The organism is Variovorax sp. LjRoot175, from assembly GCF_964253805.1.
GTDB lineage: Bacteria > Pseudomonadota > Gammaproteobacteria > Burkholderiales > Burkholderiaceae_C > Variovorax.
The window spans coordinates 1735124-1751197 of the sequence record NZ_CAXURY020000001.1 but is presented as its reverse complement, the minus strand read 5'-3'; the positions used below and the strand labels follow the sequence as shown (position 1 = coordinate 1751197).

Annotated in this window: 18 protein-coding genes and 1 tRNA gene; 13 read left to right on the top strand and 6 right to left on the bottom strand. The window is 65.2% G+C overall.

The features are described from left to right. Positions 1-19: 19 nt before the first annotated feature. Entirely contained in the window at positions 20-1081 is a 1062-nt protein-coding gene (locus tag ACSQ89_RS08810; RefSeq protein WP_093102093.1) for an aldo/keto reductase, read from the bottom strand. Positions 1082-1155: 74 nt separating this feature from the next. Between ACSQ89_RS08810 and ACSQ89_RS08805 the strand changes: the two genes are divergently transcribed. From ACSQ89_RS08805 to ACSQ89_RS08780, 6 genes are all read left to right on the top strand, one after another. Continuing rightward, positions 1156-2082: an alpha/beta fold hydrolase gene (locus ACSQ89_RS08805; protein WP_093102091.1), complete on the top strand. Its 927-nt coding sequence runs from the start codon at positions 1156-1158 to the stop codon at positions 2080-2082. 51 nt (positions 2083-2133) lie between these two features. Further along, a protein-coding gene (gene prfB, locus ACSQ89_RS08800) for a peptide chain release factor 2 (RefSeq protein ID WP_139191607.1) occupies positions 2134-3238 on the top strand; the annotation gives its coding sequence in 2 pieces (ribosomal slippage) (positions 2134-2214 and positions 2216-3238; 1104 coding nt in all). Beyond that, positions 3238-3924, top strand: coding sequence for an HAD family hydrolase (locus tag ACSQ89_RS08795; RefSeq protein WP_093102090.1), 687 nt, complete (start codon positions 3238-3240; stop codon positions 3922-3924). Before prfB ends, ACSQ89_RS08795 begins: the two co-directional genes overlap by 1 nt. Continuing rightward, positions 3911-6604: an aminopeptidase N gene (gene pepN, locus ACSQ89_RS08790; protein WP_436290765.1), complete on the top strand. Its 2694-nt coding sequence runs from the start codon at positions 3911-3913 to the stop codon at positions 6602-6604. Before ACSQ89_RS08795 ends, pepN begins: the two co-directional genes overlap by 14 nt. A gap of 30 nt (positions 6605-6634) precedes the next feature. Further along, positions 6635-7648: a class 1 fructose-bisphosphatase gene (locus ACSQ89_RS08785; RefSeq protein WP_436290766.1), complete on the top strand. Its 1014-nt coding sequence runs from the start codon at positions 6635-6637 to the stop codon at positions 7646-7648. Between the two features lie 11 nt (positions 7649-7659). Further along, positions 7660-7735 (top strand) — tRNA-Thr (locus tag ACSQ89_RS08780). A 112-nt stretch (positions 7736-7847) separates the two neighbouring features. Here ACSQ89_RS08780 and ACSQ89_RS08775 read toward each other — a convergent pair. Then, entirely contained in the window at positions 7848-8114 is a 267-nt protein-coding gene (locus ACSQ89_RS08775; RefSeq protein ID WP_436290767.1) for a hypothetical protein, read from the bottom strand. A 496-nt stretch (positions 8115-8610) separates the two neighbouring features. Here ACSQ89_RS08775 and ACSQ89_RS08770 point away from each other — a divergent pair, with 496 nt between their 5' ends. The 3 genes from ACSQ89_RS08770 to ACSQ89_RS08760 all read left to right on the top strand — a co-directional run bounded on the left by ACSQ89_RS08770 (position 8611) and on the right by ACSQ89_RS08760 (position 10797). Next, complete coding sequence (locus ACSQ89_RS08770; protein WP_436290768.1) at positions 8611-9468, top strand: SIR2 family NAD-dependent protein deacylase; 858 nt, start codon at positions 8611-8613, stop codon at positions 9466-9468. A gap of 67 nt (positions 9469-9535) precedes the next feature. Next, entirely contained in the window at positions 9536-10348 is an 813-nt protein-coding gene (locus ACSQ89_RS08765; RefSeq protein WP_436290769.1) for an NYN domain-containing protein, read from the top strand. A 137-nt stretch (positions 10349-10485) separates the two neighbouring features. After that, positions 10486-10797: a hypothetical protein gene (locus ACSQ89_RS08760; RefSeq protein ID WP_436290770.1), complete on the top strand. Its 312-nt coding sequence runs from the start codon at positions 10486-10488 to the stop codon at positions 10795-10797. Positions 10798-10837: 40 nt separating this feature from the next. Here the strand turns inward: ACSQ89_RS08760 and ACSQ89_RS08755 are convergent, their stop codons facing one another. Then, positions 10838-11257 (bottom strand): nuclear transport factor 2 family protein, encoded by a 420-nt coding sequence (locus ACSQ89_RS08755; protein ID WP_093102081.1) that lies wholly within the window; start codon positions 11255-11257, stop codon positions 10838-10840. Between the two features lie 91 nt (positions 11258-11348). On the opposite strand from ACSQ89_RS08755, the gene ACSQ89_RS08750 reads away from it, so the two are divergent. Genes ACSQ89_RS08750 through ACSQ89_RS08740 form a run of 3 tightly spaced genes read left to right on the top strand, consistent with a single transcriptional unit; the run spans position 11349 to position 12824 of the window. Then, positions 11349-12287: a LysR family transcriptional regulator gene (locus ACSQ89_RS08750; RefSeq protein WP_436290771.1), complete on the top strand. Its 939-nt coding sequence runs from the start codon at positions 11349-11351 to the stop codon at positions 12285-12287. A 25-nt stretch (positions 12288-12312) separates the two neighbouring features. After that, positions 12313-12537, top strand: coding sequence for a hypothetical protein (locus tag ACSQ89_RS08745; RefSeq protein ID WP_436290772.1), 225 nt, complete (start codon positions 12313-12315; stop codon positions 12535-12537). A gap of 20 nt (positions 12538-12557) precedes the next feature. Continuing rightward, positions 12558-12824, top strand: a complete 267-nt coding sequence (locus ACSQ89_RS08740; protein ID WP_093102660.1) for a glycine zipper domain-containing protein — start codon at positions 12558-12560, stop codon at positions 12822-12824. Positions 12825-12887: 63 nt separating this feature from the next. Here the strand turns inward: ACSQ89_RS08740 and ACSQ89_RS08735 are convergent, their stop codons facing one another. The 3 genes from ACSQ89_RS08735 to ACSQ89_RS08725 form a co-directional block, all read right to left on the bottom strand. Further along, entirely contained in the window at positions 12888-13046 is a 159-nt protein-coding gene (locus ACSQ89_RS08735; RefSeq protein WP_436290773.1) for a DUF3309 family protein, read from the bottom strand. Then, positions 13043-14242 carry a DesA family fatty acid desaturase gene (locus tag ACSQ89_RS08730; RefSeq protein WP_436290828.1) on the bottom strand — a complete coding sequence of 400 codons (1200 nt, stop codon included), beginning with the start codon at positions 14240-14242 and terminating at the stop codon, positions 13043-13045. The genes ACSQ89_RS08735 and ACSQ89_RS08730 overlap by 4 nt, the downstream gene beginning before the upstream one ends. 103 nt (positions 14243-14345) lie before the next feature. Beyond that, complete coding sequence (locus ACSQ89_RS08725) at positions 14346-15020, bottom strand: Crp/Fnr family transcriptional regulator (RefSeq protein ID WP_436290774.1); 675 nt, start codon at positions 15018-15020, stop codon at positions 14346-14348. A 216-nt stretch (positions 15021-15236) separates the two neighbouring features. On the opposite strand from ACSQ89_RS08725, the gene ACSQ89_RS08720 reads away from it, so the two are divergent. Continuing rightward, positions 15237-15908: a protein-L-isoaspartate(D-aspartate) O-methyltransferase gene (locus ACSQ89_RS08720; protein ID WP_093102073.1), complete on the top strand. Its 672-nt coding sequence runs from the start codon at positions 15237-15239 to the stop codon at positions 15906-15908. Positions 15909-16074 lie beyond the last annotated feature (166 nt).

The window sequence follows — 16074 nt, the reverse complement described above, 5'->3', positions numbered from 1 at the left end:
GAAAAGCCGGGGGCTGACATCAGATCGCGGGGTCCCGCATTTCCCAGCGCAGCTTGTCGACTTCGCCCACCACCTCCGGCGTCAGCGTCGTGCCCCAGGCATCGATGTCCTCGTCCAGCTGCGCCACCGAAGTCACGCCGATGATGGTGCTCGCCACCAGCCACTTGGTGTAGCAGAAGGCCAGCGCAAACTGCGTCGGCGTCATGTCGAGCTCGCGCGCCAGCGCGTTGTAGCGGCGCGCCGCGTTCAGCGACTCGGGCCGGCCCCAGCGCTGCTTGCGCACCGATTCGTAGCGCGCGATGCGCGCCTCCTGGGGCGCATCAGGGCCGACGATGCCGCTCTTGTCGTACTTGCCGGTCAGGAGCCCGAAGGCGAGCGGCGAATACGCCAGGAAAGCAACGCCGAGCCGGTGCACGGTCTCGTCCAGCCCGTTCTCTGCCGCGCGGCTCACCAGGTTGTAGACGTTCTGCACCGAGGCCACGCGCGGCAACCCGTGTTCCTCGGCCAGCCGCACGAACTCGTGCACGCCGTAGGGCGTTTCGTTCGAAAGGCCGATGGTGCGCACCTTGCCGGCCTTCACCAGCCCCGCCAGCGCATCGAGCTGTTCGCGGATGGAGGTTTGCGAGCTCTCCTTGGCCGGGTCGTAGTAGATGTTGCCGAAGGCCGGCACATGCCGCTCGGGCCAGTGGATCTGGTAGAGGTCGATCACGTCGGTCTGCAGGCGCCGGAGGCTGCCCTCGCAGGAGGCGACGATGTCGGCCGCCGTCATGCCGCCGCCCTCGCGCACCCAGGGCATGCCGCGCGAGGGGCCGGCGACCTTGGTGGCGAGCACGGTTTTGGCGCGCGTGCCGGGGTTCTTGGCATACCAGTTGCCGATGATGGTTTCGGTCGCGCCGTAGGTTTCCTTGCGGGCCGGCACCGCGTACATCTCGGCGGTGTCGATGAAGTCGACGCCGCGTTCGAGCGAGCGGTGGAGGATGGCGTGGGCGGTGGGTTCGTCCACCTGTTCGCCGAAAGTCATGGTGCCGAGGCAGATCGGCGTGACGCGGAGGTCGCTCTGACCGAGTTGGATTTTTTGCATGCGCGAAATGCTACAGCGGGTGCGTGTCCTGCGCTGGACTGCGCGGCTTGCGTTGCCTCCCTATCATCGACCGGATGTACCAAGCCCTCCGCCCCTTCGTCAGCGAATTCGTCCCCGTCCGCAATCTCCGCTACCACGTGCGCGTCTGGGGCCAGCCTTCAACCGAGCGCCCGCCGCTGGTCCTGCTCCACGGCTGGATGGACGTGGCCGCCTCCTGGCAGTTCGTGGTCGATGCGCTGGCCGAGGAACGCCAAGTGATCGCGCCCGATTGGCGCGGCTTCGGCCTCACCGAGGGCGGCGGCGTCGACAACTACTGGATGCCCGACTACCTGGCCGACCTGGACTGGTTGCTCGACCACTACGCGGGCGACGCGCCGATCGACCTCGTCGGGCACAGCATGGGCGGCAACATTGCCATGCAGTACGGCGGCGTTCGGCCGCAGCGGGTGCGCCGCCTGGTCAACCTGGAGGGCTTCGGCATGCCGCTGCTGCAGCCGGACGAAGCGCCCCAGCGCTACGGCAAGTGGATCGACGAACTGAAGCGCCTGCACCGCGGCGAGATGGCCCTGGCCAGCTACCCGGCGCCGGAGGGCGTCGCACGGCGCCTCATGAAGACCAACCCGCGCCTCACGCAGGACAAGGCCGACTGGCTGGCCGGCCAGTGGTCCGCCGCCCGGCACCTGCCCGAGGGCGGCGAGCGCTGGGAGATCCTCGGCGACCCGGCGCACAAGATCATCAACGCCAACCTCTTCCGCGTCGACGAGGCGCTGGCGCTCTATGCCGGCATCGCCGCGCCGGTACTGGCGGTGGTGGCCTCCGACGACAGCCTCGGCAAGTGGTGGAAGGGCCGCTACACCCTGGCCGACTTCCAGGAACGGCTGAAATCCGTGCCCGACGTGCGGCTGGCCCGCGTCGAGGATGCCGGCCACATGCTGCACCACGACCAGCCCGCGCGGGTGGCCGCGTTGATCGAAGACTTCCTTGCCTCGGCCAGGCCTTGACGGGCATGAGAAAATGCCCGGTTTCCCCCCCGAACACCGTCAGGACACCCCATGGATGCAGAGCAAATCAACCAAATCGGCGCAACCCTCGCGGACCTGAGCGCCCGGACGGTCGATCTACGGAGGTATCTTTGACTACGATGCCAAAGCCGAACGTCTGAGGACGGTCAACGCATCGCTCGAAGATCCCAACGTCTGGAACGACCCGAAGAAGGCCCAGGAGCTGGGCCGCGAGAAGAAGTCGCTCGACGACGTGGTCGTCACGCTCGACCGGCTCACCAGCGGCCTCTCGGACAACACCGAGCTCTTCGAAATGTCGAAGGAAGAAGGCGACATGGACGGCCTGCAGTCCATCGCCGATGACGCTGCCAAGCTCGAAGCCGACATCAAGCAGCTCGAGTTCCGCCGGATGTTCAACAACCCGGCCGACCCGCTGAACGCCTTCGTCGACATCCAGGCCGGCGCCGGCGGCACCGAGGCCTGCGACTGGGCCAGCATGCTGCTGCGCCAGTACCTGAAGTACGCCGAGCGCAAGGGCTTCAAGACCCAGATCGAGGACGAGACGCCCGGCGACACGGCCGGCATCAAAGGCGCCACTATCAAGGTCGAGGGCGACTACGCCTTCGGCTTGCTGCGCACCGAGACCGGCGTGCACCGCCTGGTGCGCAAGTCGCCCTTCGATTCCTCGGGCGGGCGCCACACCAGCTTTGCCAGCATCTTCGTCTACCCCGAGATCGACGACTCGATCGAGATCGAGATCAACCCGGCCGACGTGCGCACCGACACCTTCCGCGCCAGCGGCGCCGGCGGCCAGCACATCAACAAGACCGACTCGGCCGTGCGGCTCACGCACATCCCGACCGGCATCGTGGTGCAGTGCCAGGACGGCCGCAGCCAGCACAGCAACCGCGACGTGGCCTGGAAGCGCCTGCGCTCGCGCCTGTACGACCACGAGATGCGCAAGCGCCAGGAAGAGCAGCAGAAGCTGGAAGACAGTAAGACCGACGTCGGCTGGGGCCACCAGATCCGCAGCTACGTGCTGGACAACAGCCGCATCAAGGACCTGCGCACCAACGTCGAGATCAGCAACACGCAGAAGGTGCTGGACGGCGACCTGGATCCGTTCATCGAAGCCTCGTTGAAGCAAGGCGTCTGATGCAGGGCGCTTCGCACAAGGCGGAAGCCCTGATCTTCGACATGGACGGCACCATGGTCGACTCCATGCCCTGGCACGCCAAGGCATGGGTCGAGTACGGCCGCCGCAAGGGCCTGGCGATCGACATCCCGGACTTCATGCGCCGCACCACCGGCCGCACGGCCTTCGAATGCGCCTGCGAGCTCATGGGCCGCGAAGTGACCGAAGCCGAGAGCATCGAGATCACGCACGCCAAGGAGTCGATCTACCGCGAGCTCTTCGGGGCGGCATTTCGCGAAGTGACCGGCTTCAGCGACTTTGCCAAGGCTGCGGCGGCACGCGGCTTCAAGATCGCGGTCGGCACGGCGGGCGACAAGCACAACATCGCCTTCACCATGTCGCAGCTCAAGCTGGACCCGGCGCCGCTCGCCATCGTGGGCGGCGACGAGGGCCTGCCCGGCAAGCCGCAACCCGCGATCTTTCTCGAAGCCGCGCGCCGCATCGGCGTGCCGCCGGCGCGCTGCGTCGTGTTCGAGGACGCGCCCTTCGGCATCGAGGCCGCGCGTCGCGGCGGCATGCGCGCGGTGGCGGTCTGCAGCACCCACTCTGCCTCCGAACTCGCAGGGCCGCATGTGATTGCGGCCGTGCGCGACTACAACGAACTCGCAAAATCAAACTTTCTGGAGACGCTCGATGCACTTGCGTGATGCCCAAGGCGAACCCGTCGCGATCCGCCGCGAGGACTACCGCGCCCCCGCCTACTGGATCGACACCGTCGACCTGACCTTCGACCTCGACCCGGCCAAGACGCGCGTGCTCAACCGCATGCGCCTGCGCCGCAACCCCGACGTGCCGGCCGAGGCGCTGCGCCTGGACGGCGACGAGCTCAACCTGGCGCGGGTGCTGGTCGACGGCCAGGGCGCGTCCTTCCGCATGGAGGCCGAGCAGCTCGTCATCGACAACCTGCCCGATGCCTTCGAGCTCGAGCTCTTCACCACCTGCGCGCCCGCGAAGAACACCAAGCTCATGGGCCTGTTCGTGAGCGAGGACACCTTCTTCACGCAGTGCGAGGCCGAAGGCTTCCGCCGCATCACCTACTTCCTCGACCGCCCCGACGTGATGGCGAGCTACACGGTGACGATCCGCGCCGCCAAGGCCGCCTACCCGGTGCTGCTGTCGAACGGCAACCTGGTCGAACAGGGCGAGCTGCCCGAGGGCCGCCACTTCGCGAAGTGGGTCGACCCCTTCCGCAAGCCCTGCTATCTGTTCGCGCTGGTGGCCGGCAAGCTGGTGGCGCGCGAGCAGCGCATCAAGGCACGCAACGGCAAGGAACACCTGCTGCAGGTCTACGTGCGCGCCGGCGACCTCGACAAGACCGAGCACGCGATGAACTCGCTGGTCAACTCGGTGACGTGGGACGAAGCCCGCTTCGGCCTGCCGCTGGACCTCGACCGCTTCATGATCGTCGCCACCAGCGACTTCAACATGGGCGCGATGGAGAACAAGGGCCTGAACATCTTCAACACGAAGTACGTTCTGGCCAACCAGGCCACCGCCACCGACGCCGACTACAGCAACATCGAGAGCGTGGTCGGCCACGAGTACTTCCACAACTGGAGCGGCGACCGCGTGACCTGCCGCGACTGGTTCCAGCTCTCGCTGAAGGAAGGCCTCACGGTGTTCCGCGACCAGGAGTTCAGCCAGGACCTGTGCGCCGACGCCTCGGCACGCGCCGTCAAGCGCATCGAGGACGTGCGCGTGCTGCGCACCGCCCAGTTCCCCGAAGACGCGGGCCCGATGGCGCACCCGGTGCGGCCCGACAGCTACATCGAGATCAGCAACTTTTACACCGTCACCATCTACGAGAAGGGTGCCGAGGTGGTGCGCATGATGCAGACGCTGGTCGGCCGCAAGGGCTTCGAGCGCGGCATCACGCTGTACTTCGAGCGCCACGACGGCCAGGCCGTGACCTGCGACGACTTCGCGCAGGCCATTGCCGACGCCAACCCCGAGTCCGACCTCGCGCGCCTCTTGCCGCAGTTCAAGCGGTGGTACAGCCAGGCCGGCACGCCGCGCCTGGCGGCCCACGGCGTGTACGACGCCGCGACGCGCAGCTACACGCTGAGCTTCTTGCAGAGCTGCGCGCCGACGCCGGGCCAGCCGGTCAAGGACCCCTTCGTGATCCCGGTGAACCTGGGCCTCTTGGGCGACGACGGCCGCGAGCTGCCGCTGCAGCTGGCGGGCGAAGAGAACGCCACGCAGGGCACGCGCACCCTGGTGCTCACGCACCCGGGCGAGCAGTTCACCTTCATCAACATCGACGCCGAACCGGTGCCCTCGATCCTGCGCGGCTTCAGCGCGCCGGTGATCCTCGACCACGAGTACAGCGATGCCCAGTTGCTCACGCTGCTGGCCAACGACCCGGACCCCTTCAACCGCTGGGAAGCCGGCCAGCGCCTGGCGCTGCGCGCCGCGATCCACGCGATCGGCACGCCCGCCGTCAGTGCCAGCGAAGCGCCGCTGAACGAGGCGTATCTCGAAGCCATGCGCCGCGTGCTGCGCGACCCCAAGCTCGACGCCGCCTTCAAGGAACTGGTGCTCACCCTGCCCTCGGAAACCTACATCGCCGAGCAGCTGGAAGTGGTCGATCCGCAGCGCGTGCATGCCGTGCGCGAAGCCATGCGCACGCAGCTCGCCGCCGGCCTCTTCGCCGACTGGGAACAGGCCTACGAGCAGAACCGCGACACCGGCGGCTACCAGCCCGACCCCGTGTCCTCGGGCCGCCGCGCGCTGGCGGGCCTCGCCCTCACCTACCTGTGCCTCGCCACACGCGCCTCCGGCGACACCGTCTGGCCCGGCAAGACGCTGCAGCGCTTCAAGGACGCGGGCAACATGACCGACCGCTTCAACGCCCTCAACGCCCTGGTCTCCTCGGGCCATGCGCTGGCGGCGCCGGCGCTGGCGCGCTTCCACGCGATCTTCAAGGATGAGGCGCTGGTCATCGACAAGTGGTTCTCGCTGCAGGCCGGCGCGCCCGACCGCGGCGGCGACATCCTGCCGCTGGTCAAGCAGCTCATGAAGCACCCCGACTTCTCGCTCAAAAACCCGAACCGCGCGCGCAGCGTGATCTTCAGCTACTGCAGCGGCAACCCCGGCGCCCTGCACCGCCCCGATGCAGCCGGCTATGTGTTCTGGAGCGATCGCGTGATCGAGCTCGACGCCATCAACCCACAGGTCGCGGCCCGCCTCGCGCGCGCGCTCGACCGCTGGAGCAAGCTGGCCGAGCCGTACCGCAGCGCGGCGCGCGAGGCCATCGTGCGCGTGGCCGCCAAGCCCGATCTCAGCAAGGACACGCACGAGGTCGTGACCCGTGCCCTCGCGAGCTAGCCAGCTAGTCAAGAAGAAAACACCGGAACCATGGCTCATCAACACAAGATCTCCCTCACCCGCTACCTGGTCGAACAACAGCGCGCCGACGGCCTGATCCCGGGCCAGCTGCGCCTCTTGCTCGAAGTGGTGGCGCGCGCCTGCAAGACCATCAGCCAGGCCGTCAACAAGGGCGCGCTCGGCGGCGTGCTCGGCACGGCCGAGAGCGAGAACGTGCAGGGCGAGATCCAGAAGAAGCTGGACATCATCGCCAACGAGGTGCTGATCGAGGCCAACGAATGGGGCGGCCACCTCGCCGCCATGGCCAGCGAGGAGATGGACAGCATCCACGTGGTGCCCAACCGCTACCCGCAGGGCGAATACCTGCTGTTGTTCGACCCCCTCGATGGCTCGAGCAACATCGACGTCAACGTGAGCATCGGCACCATCTTCAGCGTGCTGAAGAAGCCCGACGACACCCCCGGCGTGCAGGAGGCCGACTTCCTGCAGGCCGGCAGCAGGCAGGTGGCCGCCGGCTACTGCATCTACGGCCCGCAGACCACGCTGGTGCTGACCGTGGGCAACGGCGTCGCGATGTTCACGCTCGACCGCGAACAGGGCTCCTTCATGCTCACGCAGGAGGACATCCAGATCCCGGCCGACACCAAGGAATTTGCCGTCAACATGAGCAACATGCGCCACTGGGACGCCCCGGTGAAGCGCTACATCGACGAATGCCTGGCCGGCAAGGAAGGCCCGCGCGGCAAGGACTTCAACATGCGCTGGATTGCCAGCATGGTGGCCGACGTGCACCGCATCCTGATGCGCGGCGGCGTCTTCATGTACCCCTGGGACAAGCGCGAGCCCGAGAAGGCCGGCAAGCTGCGCCTCATGTACGAGGCCAACCCGATGAGCTGGCTGGTCGAACAGGCCGGCGGCGCCGCCACCAATGGCAAGAAGCGCATCCTCGACCTGGAGCCCACCAAGCTGCACGAGCGCGTGGCTGTTGTGTTGGGGTCAAAGAACGAGGTCGAGCGGCTGACCGGGTATCACGAACCGCTATAATCGCGGGCTTAGCCGGTGTAGCTCAGTCGGTAGAGCAGCTCATTCGTAATGAGAAGGTCGGGTGTTCGATTCATCTCTCCGGCACCAATACAGATAAGGCCTCGTTGCTATCAGCTCGATAGCAACGAGGCCTTTTCCGTGGGCGGCCGACCTAAGAGGATTTCGAGCGGCGGGGCTTGTACAAACCCAGGCTCGTAGATCAGTTGGAAAGCATCGCTTGGTACGCCGCCCAGGCCTTGAACCCCACAGGATTGGCGTCCTCCCATTCCTTCTTGTATCGAACGCGTGATTCGAACTTTTTCTGCAGGCTCATAAAGCCATGCGTGAGGCGCTCTACCTCGCCGACAAGACGCCTGAAGTCCTCCAAAGCGACCTTGACCGCAGGTTTCATCTTGGCGGGATCGCTCTCCCAAGACAGTTCCACAAACTCGAGTGCAACTGCTGATGCTCTGCTGGTATTCAGCACACACCGTAGTTCTTCCGCCCACTCGCCGTGATCGTGTAAGTACCCCCGCGCGGACCGACGTAGCAGGTCGGTCCTTCGCTTGAGCGCGTCGTCGCACTGGTCGCGGGCGCATAGCGACTGGGGGCTGCGGGAGGCGGCACCGCATATGCCGGTTGCGACTTGTTGGACACACCGCCGTACGACCCGCTCGAGTCCGAGCGCACCCCGTTCGCCGCGCGCAAACATTCCAGGCGTTTGCTTGCCGGCTCCATCGCATTGCAGGCCTCGAGCAAGATGGCCGGCGTCTGAGCAATCGCAGGCCAGCAGAAGGCTGACAGCAACGCCGTCAGCAGCAGAAGTCTCTTCATGTCCCCGGTCCGATCAACCGCGAGCGTCCACGCTCATCTGTTGGTCTCCCCGTGGGATTGTGGAAGCTCAGGGTTGATAGGCCTCGTGACTATTTCACGCGCAGACCCGCTATCGTCTGCTGACCGCGGACATTCGCGTCATAACACCGATGACTCAGCCCTTCCCCAGCGAAACGCCAGCCGACCGCGCCGCCGCCTTGCTCGATCGAGCCGGCGCCCTCGTCATCGCAGCAGGCGCCGGCATGGGCGTCGACTCCGGCCTTCCCGACTTCCGCGGCACGGCCGGTTTCTGGAACGCCTACCCTGCGCTCGCCCGCGCACAGATCGACTTCCACCGCATTGCCTCACCCTCCGCGTTCGAGGCCCAGTCGACGCTGGCCTGGGGCTTCTACGGCCATCGCCTGAACCTGTACCGCCGCACCACGCCGCACGCCGGCTTCGCGCTGCTCAAGCATTGGGGCGAGAAGATGGCTCACGGCTACGCCGTCTTCACCAGCAATGTCGACGGGCAGTTCCAGAAGGCGGGCTTCGATCCGGCGCTGATCCACGAATGCCATGGGTCCATCCACCACCTGCAGTGCCTGGCTCCGTGCAGCGATGACATCTGGAGCGCGGACGGCTTCACGCCGGACGTGGACGAATACGCATGTCGGCTGCGCGATGCGCCGCCCGTGTGTCCTCGTTGCGGCGGCCTTGCGCGGCCGAACGTGCTGATGTTCGGCGACTACGAGTGGATCGAAGCGCGCGAGCAGGCGCAGGCTGAGCGCCTCGAACGGTGGCTATCGTCGGTGAGCCGGCCGGTGGTGATCGAGATCGGCGCGGGCACGGCGATCCCTTCGGTGCGCTACTTCGGCCAGCGCGTCGTCCAGCAGTTCGGCGGTCGGCTGATTCGCATCAACCCCCGCGAGCCCGAAGTGCGGAGCTCGCACGACGTGGGGCTGGCCATGGGAGCCGTCGAAGGCTTGAACGCAATCGCCGACGTGCTGGGCGCCGACTGGCTGTTGTAGCCCAACGCCCGAAGTAGCATCCGCCTCGTACGCACGACGCTGACGAACCAACCTCCAGGAGTTGCCGATGAGCCGAAACGACAATGAAGAAAACAGCTCGGTCGCCCTCTACTGGGACTTCGAGAACCTGCACGCGAGCCTCTGCGAAGCGAAGTTCGGCGAGGGCAGCTACAGCAAACCGGACGCTCGCTTCAAGGTGCAGGAGCCGCTGATCGATGTCCAGGCCATCGTCGAACTGGCATCGTCGTTCGGCCCCATCGCGATCAACCGCGCGTACTGCAACTGGCAGTACTACGGCCGCTATCGTGATGCGCTGCTTCAGAGTGCGGTCGAGTTGATCCAGCTCTTCCCGCCGGGCGCATCCGCCAAGAACGGCGCAGACATCAAGCTGTGCCTGGACGCCACGGAAGACATCGCCCGTTTCTCGCACCTCGGCACGATCATCATCGTCGGCGGCGACAGCGATTTCATGCCGGTCGCGCAGAAGATCAAGGCCGCGGGCCGGACGCTCATCGGCTTGGGCACGCGCAAGTCGACCAATCGGCACTGGGCCAAGAGCTGCCACGAGTTCCGCTACTACGAGAACCTGGCCGAAGAGCCTGCGGTACCTGAAGATCAACCCGATGAAGCGGCGCCGATCGAGGCACCGCCTGTGAATCCTGCCGCCGATGTCCTCAAACGCGCCATCAAACTCCTTGCCGAAACCAAGGGCGACCCGTGGGTCAACAAAGGCTCGATCTGGCACATGATCAAGCGGCTCGACCCGACCTTCGACACCAAGGAATACGGCTACCCCAACTTCCCCGCGATGGTGAAGGCGCTGGACGACATCGTCGAGGTCAGGAAGGGTGATTCGGACCAGGTGGTGCGCCTGCGTTGAAGGGGCCCCTGCCCTCACCCTGGCCCTCTCCCGGAGGGAGAGGGGACAAGACCGGGCCCGTACCCACGGCCGCAGTAGGCAGACTGACAAGAGCAGCAGCCGCAGCCATACTGGGCTCTCCACAAACGGAGGTCACCATGGCCCAGCACGCAATCACCGCTGTTCACTACGGGGGCGGGAAGATCGATCTCGTCGCGCTTCACCCGGTTGTGGACAAGGAATTCGGTTCGACAGAACTGGCGCTCGGCGCGGCACGGCGCGTCAAGGTCGGCGAATGCGTCAATCTGCTTGCCGCCGGCGAGGAGGTCTGCATCGCGCGGCGCACCGAAGACCATGCCTGGGAGATCGTTTGCGACGTCAAGGCGCTGACGGGCGGCAACGGCATCACCGGCGTCGACATCGTCGACCAGCCCAACGACGCTTTGCAGAACCTTCCAAAGTGGGACTAGTGCGGGGCGCTCATGCTGACCTTGCTGTCCGCCGCCCCGCTCAGCCGTTCAACACAGGGTTTGGCGCGTACTTGTCACCCACGCCCTCGCGCAGCGGATGCGTGTCGTAGACGATGTGCATGCTATCGATGCGGTCGCTGTCCGGGCGGAAGCCGAACACGTCCACGCAGGTGAAGTCGACCAGCCTTCCGTCGCTCAGCGTCCAGTCATAGCGGAAGTAGGCCGCCACGCGTACCGTGGCGTCTACAGGCTGTACCGACGCGAACAGATCGATCAGCGTGATCACACTCTGGCGCGATGCCTGCGCCAACCTGGGGAAGAAGTCGCGCGCCTTCATGGTGCCGAGAAACGGGGAATGCACGACGCCGTTGTTCTCGAAAGTGGAAATCAACCCCGCCGTATCGCTTGCGTGCAGGTATTGCAGGTAGCTGCGCACCGTATCCAGTTGGCTTTGACTCATGTGTGGGCTCCTTGTCGGTTAACGGCTGAATCGTTCCAGACACGGCGCTCGCCGACAAGTCAGAATGGCCGTCAATCCATAAGAGTCGTTTATGAATTTGCGCTACCTGCAGTACCTCAGGCTGGTGATCGAACATGGCAGCTTCGCTGCTGCGGCGCGGGCCGGTGGTGTGTCGCAGCCGGCGATCAGTCACGGCATGAGGCAGCTGCAGCGACAGTTCGACACACCGCTTTTCGTTGCGTCCGGGCGCAGGCTGCTGCCCACCGAGGCAGCGTTGCAAGCGGCGTTGAAGAGCACGGATCTCGCAGAGCGGATCGAAGCACTTGGAATGGCGAGTGCCACTCCGGCCCATCGCGACACGCTGCGCGTTGGGGTGACGCCATCCGCCGCGCTGGTCTGCGGCCCGGCCTTGCACTTCGGTTGGTGTCATGGCCACCCTCGCCGTCGCCTCGACATGTCGAGCGCCGACGAAGGCCGCATGCTTGCGAAGTTGCAGGGCGGCGAACTTGACCTCGTGATTTCACCGCTGCCTCGTGGGTACCCTGCCGCCGGCCTGGCCTGTCAGCCGCTGTACCAGCTCACGCCGCTGGCCTACGCCAGCCGCGCGCACCCCTTGGCCAAAGTGCAATCACTGGAGGAACTGCAGGGAGCGTCATGGGCGATCGTCGGGCCCAGCGTGAGCGGGCCCGTAGACGTGCTGCATGAGGCATTTGCCGTCCGCCGGATGCGGGCGCCACGTGTGGTGGCGTCGTGCCCCGACTACGCCAGCCTTCTGCATCTGATGGCCGACAGCGACTTGCTGGGCGTGCTCCCTCACCCGGCGCTGCTGGAGAGTGCAGCGAAGGGCCAGGTTGTGCCGCTGCGTCTGCGTGAGGCCCTTCCGCGCTACGAGATGCATCTGTTCACGCCGACGCGATCGCGCCGACTGCTGGGGCCTGTCATCGCGAGTTTGCGGCAGCGTGCACACACACCACCTATGCGCGACGCCGTACAGACGGAGTACGCGCATCCGGTCACAGTGACCGGATGACCCCTCCGAATTCACTGCCGACGCCATGGTTCGTGTCTACCTGCGTGGACGTACCTTGCCAGAAGTCTTGCACGCTGCGGTTGTGTGGGTGGCCGAAGCACGGCTGAGCAGCGGCAGGATGCCGGTGCTCGACCAGACCCTGCGCACAGACATCGACAACCAGGCCATCGCGCCGCCGACAGGCATCGGAGTCGCCGCGGCGGCTGAGCGGCCGGCCGTGTGTGCCTTGCTCCAACCAGCTCCTGCATAACTCACTGAAAGGTGGACATCATGAAAACAACATCCTGGATGACGGCAGCGGCCATCAGTTCGCTCCTGACTTTGGCCGGATGCGCGACCGGTCCCAACCAGCAGCTCGGTATCGCCGGTGGCGCCGTCGGCGGAGCGGTGCTTGGCAACGCGATCGGCGGCAACGCGGCTTCTACAGTGGGAGGGGCCGCCATCGGCGGCCTGATCGGCAACGAAGTGGGGCGGAACGCGGACCAGCGCAACTACAACAACCGTGGCTACTACCCCTACAACGGCCCCCGCTACTGAGCGCTCCCGCTTTCACAGACGTGCCATGAGGCACGTTTTTTTTGCCCCGTTCGAGGCAACTCGCTATATCTTGCCGGCCAACAGCAGAACCACCAGGACCACCAGCACCAGCCCGATGCCACCGCTGGGACCGTAGCCCCATCCCCGACTGTGGGGCCAGCTTGGAATCGCGCCGATGAGCAGCAGGACCACGATGATCAACAGAATTGTTCCCAATGTCATGGCATGTCTCCTATCAGTGAGTCGTAGCGGCGCAGCGCTCGAGAAAACTCGCGCAGCGCACCAATCCCGCTTTCCTCGGCGCGCCGGCACCAGTCTTCCAGCTGTTTCACCAGCTGCTCCTTCGAGGCTGCGGATCGGCTCCATACGGCAGTGAGATCCTGCCGCATCGAGTAAATGGTGCTCAGCACCGTGCTGGAATGCAGAGCCTGTTGCAGGACTGCGCGCTCCTTCTCCGGCAATTCCCTCGCATCCCTTTGCAGCAGGTAGTTGACCGGCTCCAGCGCCTTGGTGTCCCTCGAGCCCGGGATCGCGCCGGCCCGCAGGCTGAGGATCTCCGCCACGGCAGTCGGGCGCACGGACCTGGCGAACTTGGCCAGCACGTCGTAGCGGTGAGTAATGACAGCCTGCAGGGTCCCCACGTCGCAACGGGTCTTGGATGTGTTGTAGCGAATCCTGGGCGCAACCTTGCGCACCTTCGCCAGGTGAATCATTTCCAGGATGCGGATGTACATCCAGCCGATGTCGAATTCCCACCACTTGCTGGACAGCCTGGCAGAAGTGACATAGGCGTGATGGTTGTTGTGCAGCTCTTCGCCGCCGATCAGGATGCCCCACGGCACGACATTGCTGGAGCTGTCGTTCGGCGCGAAATTGCGGTAGCCCCAATAGTGGCCGACGCCGTTGATGACGCCCGCGGCGAAGAACGGAATCCACAGCATCTGAACCGCCCACATGCTGAGTCCGATCGGGCCGAACAGGACGATGTCGATGCCCAGCACGAGGCCGATGCCTAGTCGGGTGTGCCTCGCGTACAGCTTGCGCTCGATCCAGTCGTCAGGGGTGCCGTGGCCGTATTTTTCGAGCGTTGCGGCGTTTCTGGCTTCCATGCGATAGAGCTCGGTGCCTTCGAACAGCACTTTCCTGATGCCATGGATCTGCGGGCTGTGGGGGTCTTCGGAGCTTTCGCAGTTGGCGTGGTGCTTGCGGTGGATCGCCGTCCATTCCCTGGTCACCATTCCGGTGGTGAGCCACAACCAGAAACGGAATAAGTGGCTGGCGACGGGATGCAGTTCCAGCGCGCGATGCGCCTGATGCCGATGCAGAAAAATGGTGACCGCGGCGATGGTGACGTGGGTCGAGCCCAGCGTGACCAGCACAAGACCCCACCAGGGCAGATCGAGCAGGTTAAGTTGCATCACAAGGTCCGTTGCGGGGCTGCGCAATGCCCCCACTTGCAATGCTAGTCAAACGAAGGCGATCGTCTGTACGCTACCGCACGGTGAAGCCGATGTCGCCGGATCAGGTCGCTGTTTCATGGGGCAGCAAGCGATCGGTCTCGCGCTTTACCACTTCATAGCATTCGCACACGTGCCGTTCGAGACCTGGACGGTCCAGCACCGTGATGTGACCCCGGGCATACTGGATCAGGTTCAGGCGCTGCAGCTTGCCGGCCGCCTCCGTCACGCCTTCGCGCCGCACGCCGAGCATGTTGGCGATCAGCTCCTGCGTCATCACCAGGTCGCTGCCCGGCAGCCTGTCGAGGCTCAGCAGGAGCCAGCGACACAGCTGTTGCTCGAGCGAATGGTGTCGATTGCATACGGCCGTCTGCGACATCTGCGTGATGAGCGCCTGGGTATAGCGCAGCAGGAGATGGAGCAACGGCCCTCCCTGCTCGACCAATTGTTTGATATGGCTGGCGCCCAGCCGAAACGCATGCCCTGCGCTTTGCACCACCGCGCGGTTCGGCGTGCTGCCTCCGCCCATCAGGAGCGAGACGCCGACCATGCCCTCGAACCCGACGACCGCGATCTCGGCGGATTGCCCGTTCTCGAGCACATACAGCAGCGAAACGATGCAGTCGGTCGGGAAGTACACGTGCTCCTGAACTACCCCCGACTCGTAAAGAACATCGCCCAAGTTGAGCGTAACCAGTTCGAGAAGCGGCTCCAAGCCGACCCGCACATCCAGGGGCATCACCTCCAGGAGGTCGTTGTGCGCTGAAGCAGAGCGCGGTGAAGTCGCAGTCGATGCCATGACGAGCCGAAGTCCCGAAATTGAACACCACGTGCGGGGAATGTAGCGCCGTTTTTGCGCTGTTGCAGCGGTTTGTCAGCGGCTGATTCGGCTCTTGCTTTCATCCGGAAAGCGTAGGATGGTTGGCGTCTCAGTCCCCGCCTTCGAGCAGCCACCATGAGCGACCCGGACTTCACGGCCCTGCAGCAGCACATGCTCGCGGAAATCGCTGCGAAGACGATTTTCTCGACCTCGTACCTGGGCAAAGCTGCGCTCGATCCGCGGGTCATGGATGCCATGGCCAAGGTGCCGCGCCATGAGTTCGTGCCGCTCGAGCTGCGGCCCTTTGCCTACGTCGACACGCCCTTGCCCATCGGCTACGGCAAGACGATCTCACAGCCTTTCATCGTCGCCGTGATGACCGATCTGCTCGACGTGCAGCCGACCGACACGGTGCTGGAAATCGGCACCGGGCTGGGCTACCAGTCGGCGATCCTGGCGGAGCTCGCGCTGCGGGTCTTCAGCATCGAGCTGATCGAAGAGCTGGCCACGCGGGCGATGCACCGGCTGGCGCGGCAGGGCCATCTCAACGTCGACATCAAGATCGGCAACGGCTGCCATGGCTGGCCCGAATACGCGCCCTTCGACAAGGTGATCGTGACGGCGGCGCCCGAGTTGATTCCGCCGGCGCTCATTTACCAGTTGAAACCCGGCGGCAAGATGGTGATCCCCGCCGGCCTGCCCGAGTCGCAGCAGCTCATGCTGGCTGAGAAGGATCTCGACGGTTCGGTATCGACGAAGGACATCTTTCCGGTGCTGTTCTCTTCGCTCGAGGACGAAGACGCCTAATCTGGCTGAGCGCGATGGCGAAGGCCCATGCCCTCACCCTAGCCCTCTCCCGGAGGGAGAGGGAACAAGATCGTGTCGGCCGGCGCCTCTATCTTCAGGCCAACGATCGCGCTACATTGATTCCGCAGTCGTAGTTCACCCATGAAGCGCCCACCCGGCGCTTTTT

Excerpts from the sequence above, each read along its gene's own strand:
- ACSQ89_RS08810 (WP_093102093.1), bottom strand. The coding sequence starts at position 1,081 with ATGCAAAAAATCCAACTCGGTCAGAGCGACCTCCGCGTCACGCCGATC.
- ACSQ89_RS08805 (WP_093102091.1), top strand. The coding sequence starts at position 1,156 with ATGTACCAAGCCCTCCGCCCCTTCGTCAGCGAATTCGTCCCCGTCCGC.
- ACSQ89_RS08795 (WP_093102090.1), top strand. The coding sequence starts at position 3,238 with ATGCAGGGCGCTTCGCACAAGGCGGAAGCCCTGATCTTCGACATGGAC.
- pepN (WP_436290765.1), top strand. The coding sequence starts at position 3,911 with ATGCACTTGCGTGATGCCCAAGGCGAACCCGTCGCGATCCGCCGCGAG.
- ACSQ89_RS08785 (WP_436290766.1), top strand. The coding sequence starts at position 6,635 with ATGGCTCATCAACACAAGATCTCCCTCACCCGCTACCTGGTCGAACAA.
- ACSQ89_RS08770 (WP_436290768.1), top strand. The coding sequence starts at position 8,611 with ATGACTCAGCCCTTCCCCAGCGAAACGCCAGCCGACCGCGCCGCCGCC.
- ACSQ89_RS08765 (WP_436290769.1), top strand. The coding sequence starts at position 9,536 with ATGAGCCGAAACGACAATGAAGAAAACAGCTCGGTCGCCCTCTACTGG.
- ACSQ89_RS08760 (WP_436290770.1), top strand. The coding sequence starts at position 10,486 with ATGGCCCAGCACGCAATCACCGCTGTTCACTACGGGGGCGGGAAGATC.
- ACSQ89_RS08755 (WP_093102081.1), bottom strand. The coding sequence starts at position 11,257 with ATGAGTCAAAGCCAACTGGATACGGTGCGCAGCTACCTGCAATACCTG.
- ACSQ89_RS08750 (WP_436290771.1), top strand. The coding sequence starts at position 11,349 with ATGAATTTGCGCTACCTGCAGTACCTCAGGCTGGTGATCGAACATGGC.
- ACSQ89_RS08745 (WP_436290772.1), top strand. The coding sequence starts at position 12,313 with ATGGTTCGTGTCTACCTGCGTGGACGTACCTTGCCAGAAGTCTTGCAC.
- ACSQ89_RS08740 (WP_093102660.1), top strand. The coding sequence starts at position 12,558 with ATGAAAACAACATCCTGGATGACGGCAGCGGCCATCAGTTCGCTCCTG.
- ACSQ89_RS08735 (WP_436290773.1), bottom strand. The coding sequence starts at position 13,046 with ATGACATTGGGAACAATTCTGTTGATCATCGTGGTCCTGCTGCTCATC.
- ACSQ89_RS08730 (WP_436290828.1), bottom strand. The coding sequence starts at position 14,242 with ATGCAACTTAACCTGCTCGATCTGCCCTGGTGGGGTCTTGTGCTGGTC.
- ACSQ89_RS08725 (WP_436290774.1), bottom strand. The coding sequence starts at position 15,020 with ATGCCCCTGGATGTGCGGGTCGGCTTGGAGCCGCTTCTCGAACTGGTT.
- ACSQ89_RS08720 (WP_093102073.1), top strand. The coding sequence starts at position 15,237 with ATGAGCGACCCGGACTTCACGGCCCTGCAGCAGCACATGCTCGCGGAA.